Origin of the sequence: Hymenobacter sp., assembly GCF_036388155.1 — a bacterium.
Lineage (GTDB): Bacteria > Bacteroidota > Bacteroidia > Cytophagales > Hymenobacteraceae > Hymenobacter.
Genome location: NZ_DASVSI010000088.1, coordinates 1 through 14,057, shown reverse-complemented (window position 1 = coordinate 14,057; position 14,057 = coordinate 1). Strand labels below are relative to the sequence as shown.

The window sequence follows — 14,057 nt, the reverse complement described above, 5'->3', positions numbered from 1 at the left end:
GAGCCAAGTGGCCATGGGCACCCCACCCCCGAGATCTATCTGCTACAGTTTGGGGACACGCCCGGTCGGCAATGAGTCATCGTCTTGTAATTCCGCCATCCCTTCTCTTGCTCTGCTAACCCCATGCGTCTCTTACCTATGTTTTTCTACGTTACCCAATCGCTGCTGCCGGTAGGGCCGGACGCCCAGCTACTGCGCCAACCCGAAAGGAAGCCGCCTTCGCACGCCGCTATTACCTGGTTCTACCGGGTCCGGCTGGCCCTGCTGGCCTTCTTCGTGGGATGCATGAGCGCAACGGCTCCGGTCAGCGCCCAGCCAAAATCCACCGCCGACGTTCCGACGCCCAACGCGGCCTCACTGGGCGAATTTGGGCAGGTCCCCGTGAGTTTCTTCAACGGGTTGCCGTCCATTGCGGTGCCCCTGTACACGTTCCAGTACCGGGACATCGTCATCCCGATTGAGTTGACTTACCATGCCGGGGGCAACCGGCCCGATGCGTATCCGGGCTGGGTGGGGTTGGGCTGGAACCTCAACGCGGGCGGGGCCATCACCCGGATTGTGAACGGACGCCCCGACGAGGTAACGGTCGAAGAAATCAACGCCCCCATAGTTGTCAACATCGCGTCTCCTTATCCCTACCCTGCAAATTTCTCTCCCAGGTCTCCTCTGCCCTATCCTACAAACCAAGAGTATGGGTACTTCTTTCGCTCCAATACGTTTGAACGCTCGGACTGGGGCGAGGAGGCTTTCCTGCGGCCATACCTGACAAGCAACGGCAATTGGAACAACGAACAAAGCCCTTACGACGGGGAAGCCGATGAGTTCATGTTCAACGCCGGAGACTTGAGCGGCAGCTTCTTTATGTGTCGCGACGCTAGTAATGCCTTGAAGGTCAAAGTAAAATCTAAGAGCGGTGAATACTTAAAAATAGAGCAAACCCTTTCGACGGCCCCGCTTCGCCTGGAAGTATTCAAAGAAATTAATAGATTCGCTTATGCGTACAAGGGCACGCCGGAAGTAACCCTGCGCCGCTCATTCATCGGGTTTGCCATTACCCGGACCGATGGCACCAAGTATTACTTTGGGGGCAGCCTGGGGGCGGTAGACTTAAACACTGCTCTCCACGGAAAGGACGTTTGCGCAACGTTGGCAACGAGTTGGCTGCTGACAAAAATCGAATCCCCGAAAGGCCATGCTGTTGATTTTCACTACAAGAGAAAAGGCGATTTTTTTGCCAAAAGCACCGTCCGGAATCGTCTAGTGGCGGTCCCCTCGGTCAGTTCGAATAATAATTCTGTTACCAGCGACAACCAGGTTCAGTACACCCTACAGAGCCCAAGCTACTTGGCCAAAATCACAGCGCCTGACGGCTCCGAGGTGGAATTTGTCAGCGACAGGTCATATCAGCTCCCTTACGACTACACTCCCGTCGGCGCCGCCACTCCCCCCAACGCTGAAAAGGACATTGATATCCTGTTTCGCAACCTGGGCAACCTTGCCCAGTGGAATCCGGATTACTTGAATTTTAATTACCTGCTGCAACTCAATCAAATCAAAGTCAAGGGCGTTCGCACCATCTCTTTCAATTACGTCAACAACGCCACCCAGCGCTTGCGGCTGGGGAGTGTGGAGGCGACCAACGGGGCCGTTGCAGCCCCTGTCAAGTACCAGTTTGCCTACAACAACAATCCGAATGCCCTGTTTCTTCCCGCCTATAATTCCAAACAGACCGACAACTGGGGGTTCTACAACGGCAAGAGCCTTGACAACTTCAACAGCAACTTCCCCACGTCCGGACAGTACAATCAGGATCTATTTGATTACCGCGCGCCCGATGCGGTGAAGATGCAGGCCGAACAACTGCACAGAATCACCTATCCGACCGGCGGCTGGACAACGTTTGAGTTTGAGCCACACGATTATTCCAAAATAGCGCGACAATACCTGTTCACGCTCGATAACGCCCCTAGTTCTTTTACCATGGCCGGCGGATTGCGCATCCGTCGCATTACCTCCTTTACTTCGGCCACTGACCCCCACCCGAGGGTGCGGGAGTACTCATATGTTAATGAGAATAATACTTCCAGCGGTGTATTATCCGGTCTCCCAGTATACTGGACTAAAGGATACAACTCCTATGAGTACTGGGCACTTTACAATAAAAACTTTCTGTTTCCTGACCCTGACCCCAAATCTGTTACGCAAGGTTTATATATAATCTCGGAGGGCACTCAGGCTCCGCTCAGCAGCACCAACGGCAACCACGTAACCTACTCGCGGGTCGTTGAAAAAAGCCCAGGAAACGGTTACACCGTTTACAAGTATACCAACACCGACACCCGAAGCGCCAGCAACGACCTACTCTACCACGATGAGGACCCGGTAAGTTCCCTTGGCAATTTCAGCTCCCTGGTGGTTAGGGACCCGGTCACGTCCCGGGAGTTGGAGCGGGGGCTGTTGCTGGCCACGGAAGTGTACGACGAAGGCAGTAATCTGCTGCGAAAAACGGAGAACTCCTACAACGACGACCCCAACCGCTATAACGAGTATGTCAAGAATATAAGAGCGGTGCTCTTTTTTGGCATGCGGCTCCCCTTCGTCCGGGCCACGGCCTACAAGGTGTACACCTTTTATCCTTCCCTGAAGCAACGCACCGAAACGCAGTATTCCCGGGGCTCTGCTCCAATCGTGACCACCACGACGTACGAGTACAACGCCTACCGGTTGGTCAGCGGGCAGAGCACCACCGATAGCCAGGGACAAAGCCTGAGCACGACGTACCGGTACCCGCCGGATATCCCGTACGTTGGCCCGGACCCTCTGCTGCCCATCACCCGGGGTATAGCAGTAAGCGTTGGGAAGAATATGATATCCGAACCCGTTGAAACGGTGCGCTACCGAAACGGGCTGATTGTTGGCGGAACGCTGTCGCTTCCCGCGACTACGAACGCGACTCCCGTTCCCTTTCAATTCCTTGAACTGGAGTTAAGCGGGCCCCTCGACCCTGCGCAATACACCCCTGCGTCCTTTACATCTTCAGCAAGCAATTTCATTCCCCTGAATGTGGACGGAAGGTATAAATTGCGCCAAACAATTGACAATTATGACGCGGCAGGGAATGTCCGCAGCATAACAAAAACCGGCCAGGCGCCGGCGAGCTATTTGTGGGATTACGGCAAGTCCCTGCCCGTGGCAGTGGTACAAAATGCTGCCCCTAACCAATTTGCTTACGCAGGTTTTGAGGCGGACGTGCCGGGCCAGTTCATCAACAACGCTTATGTCACCTTTGACCCGAATAATTGGGAGTACGACCCTCGGCCGGGCTCAATAACGCACTTGCAAACCAGTGGCGGTTTCACTGGCCAGGGCTGCTACCGGCTGGACGGCACCTGGGGCGTTGGGCGCGGCAACCTGCCCGCTGGCGACTACGAAGTCAGCTTTTGGGCCAAAGGAGGCAGTGCCAACGTGGCGGTGTTCGTTAGCCAAGAACTGAGCCGGTCCGAAGGACCGGCCAACGCGCAGGGCTATCGCCTCGTGCGGGTGCGGGTGCGGGTGAACCAAGGCACGGGGGTGAGCATCGATGCCTACGGGCGGGAAGTGGACGTGGACGACGTACGGCTGCACCCCGTCGGCGCCCTCATGACGACTTACACGCACACCCCGCAAGTGGGGGTGACGAGCGTTTCCGATGCCAACAATCAGCCCACGCGGTATGACTACGATGGGCTGCAGCGCCTGAAGCTCGTCCGAAACCCCCAGGGTAACATCATAAAAGCATTGGATTATCACTTCCAGCAGTAAGCGGCCTGGCTCTCCTAGCTGCTCTTCTCTTACCTTTTTGCATTATGGTAAACGTTTATACCCGCAGTCGCCCGAAAGTACGCGGTGCCGGTGCTCTTGCCCGTCTAATGGCAACTGTTGGGTTCGTGGTGGCGCTGCTGGCGGGGCCAGGGGTGCTGTCAACCCGCGCCCAGCAAGGGCCCTTGATTTCCATTAGCGAAGACGCGCGGTTTACCCCCGTCAACACGGCGGTGGAATACCGATGGCTGGGCAGAGTGGACCCCTCCGATTTTCTGCGCTGGGAAATCACAGGCGGCCAAGGGGTGCTAGCGCCGGCGCCTCCACCCAATGACCTGGTCACGGCAATGGCGACTTGGCAGGCCACGGGTCCGGCGCAAATCACCTACGTTGCTCGCTCGGGAAGGTATCCTCTTAACATTAACGTGGTCGCGTGTCGACCCGAGTTAGGCGCCACGTCGCAGAACCCGTTCGAATGGGGCGATGTCGGGAATTGCCCCACCGCCGTCCCAACCCCTTACGTGAGCGACGTCAACACGGCCAACAGTTGTTTTCTGAATGATTACTTTCCGGGCAGTACCTTATCCGTTCCCAACAACGCAGCGGCTCAGCCGTCTCCCGACGTTTTCTACCATTTCAGACTTACGCGCGACTGCCAGGTCGTGGCCACTACCTGCGGGTCGGGGTTTAACACGTACCTGCACCTCCGGTCCGTGGCCACGGGGCAACTGTGGGACAACGACAACGGGGCCTTGCCCGGCGCCACGTGCTCCAACGGCGCGTCGCTGCTGCGCGTCGCGCTGCCCGCCGGGGAGTACGAGCTCATTGCCGAAGGTGCGGGCACGGCCATGGGAGCTCTGCACGTGGAAATGACCGCCCAGCCCGCCGTGCCCATTCTAAACGTTTATGTCGGAAGCAACCTCGTTAGCAACGGCACCGTGGACGTGTCGCCGGGCAACGCGGTGCGATTGGGAGCGCAACTGAACGGGGCAATTGCTACGGATTACAAGTGGGAACCCGCGACCGGCCTTGACGCGAACAGCGGGGGCAATGTTGGCGCGTCTCCTGCCCAGACGACGACGTATCAGGTGACGGCAACGTACTGCAACGGCCAGCAAGTGAAAACGCCGGTCACGGTGCGAGTGATTCAGTCCAATCGCAATTTTGTCACCACGCGTACTCCTCAAATCGCCGGGCTGCAGACGCCTTATGACTTCAACCAACTTTCCACGGCAGCACTGCAGGTAACCACGCAGTATTTTGATGGGCTGGGCCGGCTTGACCAAACCGTTGTCAAACAAGGAAGCCCGGCTTCGCAGGACGTGGTCGTGCCCGTGGCCTACGACCCATTTGGTCGTTCTCCCCGGGCGTACTTGCCCTACGTGAAAGGGACCAACGGCGACTTCAAAACCGATGCGCTCAACCCCACGACCGGCCAACCGGCCTTTTATAACACCAACGGCCAAACCGGGACGACCCAGAACGGGAACTTAAACGTGGCCCACGACGCGGCGGCTTTTGCCGAAACGGTGTTCGAAGCCTCGCCGCTGAACCGTCCCGTCGAGCAAGGGGCCCCCGGAACGGCCTGGCAGCCCAACGCCTCGGGCACGGGCCACACGCAGCGAACGGTGCAACGCACCAACCGCCCGGGCGAAGTGCGCCAGTGGGAAGCCGGCTTGGAGCCCAAAGCCGTCGCTTCCCCCGGCTACTACGGCGCGGGCCAGCTGCTTGTGGTCGAAACCCGCGATGAAAACGACCTACTCTCGGTGACCTACACCGATGCACAAGGCAGGGTGGTTCAGAAAAAAGTGCAGGAAGCAACTGCCGCAAGTTCCACCAGCGCCGACGCGAGTTTTTTGATTACTCAGTATGTACACGACGACCTGGGAAACTTACGGGTGGTCATCTCTCCCGAAGGGACCCGGCGCCTGCCCCAGGCCGGTGGAGCGGGCCAGCTGGCCCGCGAAGTTTGGATTAACGCTCCGGGCTTGAAGGTCAAGAATATTCCGCTGGGCGCCGTTCCTGATAATTTTCGCACCCCCATTGCGGTGCCTTCCAATAATGCTGCTCAAGCGCTTTTCTCTTTCGAAGCGCCGACCGACGTAGCGGATGAATATGGCCAACGGGTCCGAGGGTATGTGACGGCGCCCCTTTCGGGCCAATACACCTTTTGGATTGCCTCGGACGATAACTCGGAATTGTGGCTCAGCGCATCGGAAAGCCCTGGGCAAAAGCAACGGATTGCGGCGGTCAACAACTGGACCCCTTCCCGGGTCTGGAGTTGGGAGGCCACCCAACAGTCGGCGCCCGTGACGCTGGTTGGCGGGCAACGTTACTACATCGAAGCCTTGCAAAAAGAATATGATGGAGGGGACAACCTTGCGGTTAAATGGAGGATGCCCGACGGCAACGAAGAGGAGCCCATTCCCAGCAGCCGGCTGTCCACCGATGCCATTCGGCTCAATTCCGCTTTCGTGGATACGTGGTGCTTTCGCTACGAGTACGATGGCCTCCGGCGCTTGGTGGAAAAGCAGGTGCCCGGCGCCGGTCCGGAGCTCTTGGTGTACAACCGCCGGGACCAAGTGGTGCTAACCAATCGGGCCAACCAGGGCAATACGTGGCAATTCATAAAGTACGACGCATTAGGGCGCCCCATCATGACCGGCCAGTACTTGACTTCTCTAAGCCGCATCCCGTTGCAGGCCCAGGTTGACGGCGTTGTTGGCCAGTGGGAAGACGCCGTGCCCAATTCAGCGAATCCGGCCAAGTACGATTACACCCTGACGCGCTCGGTTCCGACCTCGGCGACGGAATACGACGTGCTCACCCGCACGTACTACGATTCCTATGACCACACGGCGTTAGCCGCTTATTCGTTCGTGGACGAAAACAGCGTCACGGTGGATAAGCGTAATTTAAACGTTAACGGACAGATAACGGGGTATTCGGAAAGGGTGCTCGGCGCCAACGCCAGTCCCTGGTTCACTCCCTGGCTCACTACGGTTACGTATTACGACGAAAATTACCGGACCATTCAAACGCAACGGGACTTATACTCGTTGACTTCAAGTGCGCCCAGTGGCATGGAGCGCACCACCCAGCTCGTGGATTTTGCGGGGCGGACGACCAAGTCGCTGACCACCCACGTCTACCCAACCAACAGCCAGAACGGGGCCATTCCCCAGACAGTCCTGCAGGAGTTTGACTACGACCATGCCGGCCGCTTGACCGACATCCGCCAGCAAGTAACGGGGCAGGCTAAAATCGTGTTGGCTCACTACGATTACAACGAAGTCGGCCAGATGACCGACAAGAAGCTGCACAGCACGGACCTGACCCCGGCCGGGAAAGGGGTGTCCTTTTTGCAGTCAGTGGACCACCGGTATAATATCCGGGGGTGGCTGGCCAACATCAACGACCGCAGACTGTCCAACAACGGAACTTCCTTCAACGGGGCCGACCCCAACGCGGACCGGCCCTCGGAACAACCCGACTTGTTTGGCATGGAACTCATGTACAACACCCTCAACGACGGCATTGGCACCACTCCCTTCCAGTACAACGGGAACATTTCAGGGGTGATGTGGCACACGCGGAACGCCGCCACGGGAAACTCCCTGCGCGCGTACGCTTACCGGTACGACGCCGCCAACCGGCTTAGTGCCGCTGATTACCGTACGGACGGAGCAAGCGGGTGGGGTATATACAACAACCAGAACTATTCGGTTGACAACGTCACCTACGACGCGAACGGCAACCTGAAAACGATGAAACGGATGGGGCAAACCTCCGCGCCCGGCCAAGCGGCGGGATGGGGGGTGCTCGACCAACTCACGTATGCCCACGAGGGCAACCGACTCGTCGCGGTGGACGACGTTCCTGCCACGGCGGCGACCCACGACTTTGAGGACCTCACCGGGCCTTACACTCCCGCGACGGCCAACAGTCCGGCGAGCGCCCCCGAGTACACGTACGACCAAATGGGCAACCTGTCTTCGGACCGCAACAAGGGCATCACCAACATTACCTACAACGTGCTCAATAAACCGGAGTGGATTTATCTGATTCGTAATAATACCCGCCAGAGCATCCGCTTCACGTACTCGGCCAGCGGAGCCAAGCTGCAGAAGCACACCTGGAAGATGAACCCCGCTTATGGCGCGCCCGGTCAGCCGTACTCCTTTGAACACAACACCGATTATGCCGGCAGCTTCGTCTACGAAGACAAGGTGTTAAAATTCACGCCCACGGCCGAAGGACGAATGCTGTATACCCACGTGCCGAGCAATGGCTCGTTGCATTGGAAGTACGAATACCACCTGAAAGACCACCTGGGCAACCTGCGCTTCGCCTTCACCGACGAAGGCGACAACACCTTGCAGCGCACGGCCGGCATGGAGCCGGCCAACGGCACGCAAGAGGAAAAGGAGTTTGCGCACGTGGCTGAAACACGCCTGCGCGACGCGGCCCACGCCCGCAGCGGGGACTACGTCGCCCGGTTAGAAGCCCGCAGCGGACGCCGGCAGGGCCCCAGCATTCGGCTGGCCATCGCCGCCGGGGACAGCGTCCATACGGAAGCCTATGGCCGCTACGACCGTACCGCCTCCCTCGTTTCCTTCGGGCAAAAAGGGACGATTCTTGCCGGGGCGGCCGTCCTAGGCAATCCCAACGTTAACGCCTCTGACCAGCAGCAAGCCCTGCCGGGTAAGCGGCGGCGCCTGCCCTTTCTGGGGGCTTCGCTGGCGGTGGTACCCGAGTTGCTTCACTCACGGCGGGCGGAAGTGCCCACGGCCTTCCTGCGGTACGAGCTTTTCAATCGGGACAGCCAGCTCGTGGCGACCCGAACCCTGCCCTTGCGGCGCACGGCCCGGGACGAGTGGCAGCACCTGCAAACCGGATTAAGAGCGGACAGTGCCGGCTACGTGCAGGTCAGCCTAATCAACGAGAGCGATACTCCAGCCTACTTTGACGACGTGCAGCTGCGATTGACTTCGCCCGTGGTCCAGGAAAACCACTACGACCCCTTTGGCTTGAATCTGGTCGGCATTGAGTCGTCAAGCGCTTACGACAGCAAGTACCAATACAACGGCAAAGAGAAGCAGGAGGACTTTGGGCTGAACTGGACTGACTATGGAGCGCGGATGTATGATGCGCAGCTTGGGCGGTGGCACGCGGTGGACCCGTTGGCGGACCAGATGCGGCGGCATAGCCCTTATAATTACGCTTTCGACAACCCCATTCGCTTCATCGACCCTGATGGGATGGCTGCTCAAGATTCTCATGACGGCCCACACGACCCGCCCAGCTTACCTTCCGGAGTAAGAATGTATCTAGCAGCCTTGGCACATCCTTTTGAAGCTTTATGGATTGGTGAACCGACTAAGGGCTCTTCCAATATTTCGATGAGTTCTGAACGATTTGCGACAAGAGGGGCATCAGATGCCTCTAAACACTCTGTATTATTAGGAGATGATGGTAATCAAAGTAATGCCTTTAGGCATGCGTTATGGTCAGGTACTATGACAAGTCAATTTGGCTCAGATGATGCCAAAACATTTGCAGATGCTCACGAAAGAAATCCAAATGCTGACCTTTCTCAGACAATGTTTTCATCAAAGAATGAGGCTGATATGCATGTTGATTTGTTAAACAATCAAATTGGAAGAGATATCGGGGCAGCAAACTCGGGGCAGGGCATGAAAGATATTGCTGGCAAAGTACTAGAACAATTTGCGACTGACGGGCTATGGACAGTTACTAAACAGAAGGATGGCTCATATCAAATAGGAATGAGTCAATTATCTCCTCAGCAGTATACGTCCTTACAAACAAGATTTCAACAGCTTAATGATGCTGGAAGAACTAAAACCGAACAAGCTCAAGCAGATAAAGCCAAACACGATGAAATGATGCTCCATGTAAGGTAGGCGTGAACACATTATTCATTGCCAGCTTGTTTAATACACAATATCTGGACAATTAAGTACGTCAACCGAAATGCCAAAAAATAGCGCATATGCAAGCAAGTACAGATTAACACATTTGTCTTTAGACTGTAGGGTACCATCCATAGACTGTTATAAGAATAGAGCAGGTGCTATTCTCATAAATACTAGTAATTCCTTCACCCTAATTAAAACAAAATCAATGATAAGTAATAAAATAAGTATTTTACTTTTTGTTACCGCTATTACGGGATGTAAGACAGGCATGACAGACAGGCTAATAAATAAAGTCAGTCAAGATTGTGGCAATATAGAAAAACCCATATGCAACCTGTCGTTAAGAGAAGTGACACCTTTTCAATGGGATAGGCTTTACTTTTTTGGGGCATGGATTACCTCAGATTCGATTAGCAAGGTTACGGGAATTCATTACCATGGTAATGGCGTGCGTGATGATTACAGAAGAATGATATTCACACTGAACAATGAGATTGTTTACGAAGAAGATTTTGAGTCATTTGACTACAATAATTCGGTAATAAATTTTCTTGAAATACCTGATAGCCTCATGAATACAAAACCGCATTTCCTTACTCCAATCAATGCTGTATTTTTAGTAAAAAAGGTTAAAATAGAAGGCAGTTGCAAGGACTGTTACAGTTATAATTTATCCATAGTTAAATAATTTTTTTGCATAACACTATTGCCTGCTTCTTATATTCAATAGTGTGTTATTAGAGGTAATACAACCAACATTAAGCAAGGCTAACTTGCAAATAATTCAATTATTGCAGTAAAAATTACAATAAAATATGAAAAAAATCGGATGTATTGATAGCCCATTCATATTCGCTGCTTGTTGCTATTTTATTAGCACTTGCTGCATTGATTGCAATGCCCAATGTCCCATTATTAATATCTGCACCCCTAACTCCGTCCCGGCCGCTAGCGCTGCGTTCGGCATGGGCATCTACCGCGTGCAACTAGCCAACTTAGACACCACCACCAACGGCAGCACCGACGGTTACCGCGACTACAGCTGCCGGCGCGGGGCCAACATGTTGCAAGGCTCTACCTACACCTTGCGCGTGCAAACGGGCACCTCGGCCGCCGAAAACGCGGTGGCATGGATTGATTACAACAACGACGGCACCTTCGCTCCAAGTGAGCGGGTGATGTACTCGCTCAACGCGCAGGCCCACACCGCCAGCTTCACGGTGCCAGCCACTGCGACCCTCAACCAGCCCCTGCGGCTGCGCATCGCGGCTGACTATGCCAACGCCTCCGTTCCCACGGCTTGCTCCACGCCGCAGTACTCCCAAACCGAAGACTACCAAGTGCGCATCGTGGCGGGCAATGCGCCCCCAGTTTCGCGTTTTGCCACGGCCGATACAATGACCTGCAGCGGCGTAGTGGCCTTCCAAGATGCATCGCTGAACTCTCCCACCACTTGGCTCTGGCAATTTGGAGATGGCGGCACGAGTACTCAGCAGCATCCTACGCACACCTATGCAACGGCTGGTACCTATGCAGTGCAATTGCGCGCATGTAATGCTAGCGGCTGCGACTCACTTACCCGCACCGCTTACGTGCGGGTGCGCACCGACGGTCCCCGGACCAGCACCTGTCGGCCGGCTACCACGGCGTACTGCTGCCAGTATGGAATCACCCGCGTGCGTCTGGCTGGCCTCGACCACGCTTCGGCCGATGGGCAAGCTGGGTACGAGGACTTTAGTTGCGCTGCCCGGGCCACGCTTACAGCCGACCAGCCCAACTTGCTGCAGCTGACAACCGGCCCGAGCCCGCATGACGTGCGCGTGTACCTCGACCTGAACGACGATGGTCAGTTTAGCAGCACTTCGGAGCTGCTCTATCAAGGGTTGGCCGTGCAGAGCCCCACGGTACCCTTCACCATTGCCTCGACCTTGGCCCCAATTTACCACCGGGCGTTGCGCCTGCGCATTGTCGCCGATGTGGCAGGCAGTACCGGCACCAGCCCTTGCACGGCCGTGCAGTCGGGCCAAGTGGAAGATTACTCGGTTACGCTACTGCCCAACGCTGCCCGGCCCACGGCCTCGTTCGCGTTGCAATACCAGCAGCTTTGCGGCCCGGTGCGCGTGAACCTGACGAATACCACCACGGGCGGGGCTACTGCCTACGCTTGGGACTTTGGCGACGGCAGCACTGCCAGCCAGCCCAATCCGCCGTCCCACACGTACGCCACGCCGGGCGTGCACGAGGTGCGCTTGGTGGCGCAAAATGCCTTTGGCCGCGATACGGCTCGCCAGCAAGTGGCCGTGGCGGCCGCCTGCCCGAGCTACTGCGTTGCAGGCGGCACGGGCGGTTCGGGCAACAGCCCCTTGTACTTCACGCGCCTGCAGTTGGCCGAACTCGACAACCGCGACTTCCGGGGGGCCGGCGTGGGTTACCGGGACTTCACGAACCAGTACGCCACCTTGCAGGCGGGCCAGAGCTACCCGCTGCGCACCGAGACCCCGCCGTACCCCTTCTCTGGCAGCGCGCCCCCGACCGCGGTCAGCGTGTGGATAGATTACAACCAGGACGGCGTCTTCAGTCAGTCGGAGCGCGCCGGGCCCGTGGCCCAGTTCAGCCCCCAACTCGTATCCCTTCGCGTGCCGGCCGGGGCCAAAGCCGGGGCCACCCGGCTGCGGGCTATCATCCACCAGCCGTCGCAGTACGTGTACCCGGCGGCCTGCACCCCCTCGTTCCTGAACGGGGCCGTGGAGGACTACACCGTCGTCATTACTCCCCCTCCGGTTGCCCCACAGCCCGGGTTTCACGCCGACCTGCCGCTTGCTTGCAACGGCTTGGTGCAGTTTCGCGACACGAGTTGGTTTGCGCCCACCGCTTGGCAGTGGGCGTTTGGCGACGGCGGCAACTCGCCGCAGCAGCACCCGCTGCATCGGTACGCTGCCTCGGGCACTTACACCGTGTCGCTACAGGCCAGCAACGCCTATGGCACTCGCACGCTGGCCCGCACGGGCTATGTGCGGGTCAGCGCCCTGGCGGCCGGGCCGCGGCCAGCCCAGTGCCTGCCCTCGCCGCTGGCGGGCCGCACCGCCGGCCAGCACGGCATCGACACGCTGCGCATTGGCCCGGCCTTCCGGTACCACCAGCCCCACAATTCGCCCGGCTACCGGGACGAAACCTGTACGCAGGCGCCCCTGAACCTGGTCCGGGGCGTGGGTTACCCTGTGCGCTTTGTCGATTCTAACCCCGCCGGCGCCGGCTTTTTTGCCTGGCTCGACGCCAACGACAACGGCGTGTTCGAGGCGCCGGGCGAACTGGTGTTCAATTCGCTAGAGGCTGGTCAGGGGCAAAATGCCATCGTGGGGACCCTCGCGGTTCCCGCCACCGCCGTGACCGGCCAGCCGCTGCGCCTGCGCGTGGTGCAATGGGCCGGCGACCCGTATAACCGGCTGTTGTCGCCCCCGGGTCCGTGCGAGCGGGAGGAGAGTTTGGGGCAGGTGCGCGATTTTACGGTCGTCCTGACGACTGCGCTGGCCGCGGGCACGGCGTCTCGGTCACCAAGCCCGTGGTCGGTGGCGCCCAATCCCTCGAAAGGGCTGCTTACGGTGCAGGGCGCGTTTCGGGGCCCAACCCCGATGGAACTTCGGGACGTGCTGGGCCGGGTCGTGTACCGGGCCACGGTGACGCCCGCCACGTCCGGTGCCCTGTCACTCGACCTGCAAGGGTTGCCCCGGGGACTGTACTTGCTGCGCGTGTCCCACCACCCAGCAGCGGTCCGGGTGTTGTTGGAATAATCCGGGCAACGCCTTGCCTGCCACTTGTCATATAGATTGTACTGCTTCCAAATAAGCAGGGGTCAAGCTTAATCTAAGGAAGTATCATACTGAATATATCCTTGGTTTTTCAACAGATGCCGTTTTGGCCTTCTTGATAGCAGCGGGGGATAAAATTACGCTAAGCCCTTCCGGGTAGCCGTGACATTAGGTAAGCGCACTCAGCAGGTGCTTGCGGTAGCGTTTGACGCTGGAGAGGCTGATGCCGGTCAACTCTACGGTTTCAGTCACAGACAAGCCTTTTTCCAGCGCCTTTTTCACCTTGGCTAAGTTCTCGGCATCCAAGCCTTTTGGCCGGCCGATGTGCTTGCCCTGCGCCGCAGCCAGCTGCTGGCCGGCCTTGGTCTTTTCCAGGATGCTCTCGCGGTCGTACTCGGCCAGCGAGGCGAAGATGGAGAGCATGAACTTGCCCGCCGGCGTGGTGGTGTCGATGCCCAGGTCCAGGGCCTTGAAGTGGATGCCGCGCCGGTGAAAGGAGTTGACCAGGTGA

Annotated in this window: 5 protein-coding genes; 4 read left to right on the top strand and 1 reads right to left on the bottom strand. The window is 57.6% G+C overall.

Features of this window, described 5'->3' with window-relative positions:
- Positions 1–138: 138 nt before the first annotated feature.
- The 4 genes from VF629_RS12295 (at position 139) to VF629_RS12280 (ending at position 13,528) form a co-directional block, all read left to right on the top strand.
- Positions 139–3,801, top strand: a complete 3,663-nt coding sequence (locus VF629_RS12295; protein WP_331058782.1) for a hypothetical protein — start codon at positions 139–141, stop codon at positions 3,799–3,801.
- A 107-nt stretch (positions 3,802–3,908) separates the two neighbouring features.
- Entirely contained in the window at positions 3,909–9,725 is a 5,817-nt protein-coding gene (locus VF629_RS12290; RefSeq protein ID WP_331058781.1) for a DUF6443 domain-containing protein, read from the top strand.
- Between the two features lie 220 nt (positions 9,726–9,945).
- A complete protein-coding gene (locus VF629_RS12285) occupies positions 9,946–10,428 on the top strand; it encodes a hypothetical protein (RefSeq protein ID WP_331058780.1) in 483 nt (160 codons plus the stop codon).
- A 277-nt stretch (positions 10,429–10,705) separates the two neighbouring features.
- Positions 10,706–13,528, top strand: coding sequence for a GEVED domain-containing protein (locus VF629_RS12280; RefSeq protein WP_331058779.1), 2,823 nt, complete (start codon positions 10,706–10,708; stop codon positions 13,526–13,528).
- Between the two features lie 186 nt (positions 13,529–13,714).
- On the opposite strand, the gene VF629_RS12275 is transcribed toward VF629_RS12280, so the two are convergent.
- On the bottom strand, positions 13,715–14,057 hold a 343-nt coding region (locus VF629_RS12275), incomplete at its 5' end, for a recombinase family protein (protein WP_331058778.1).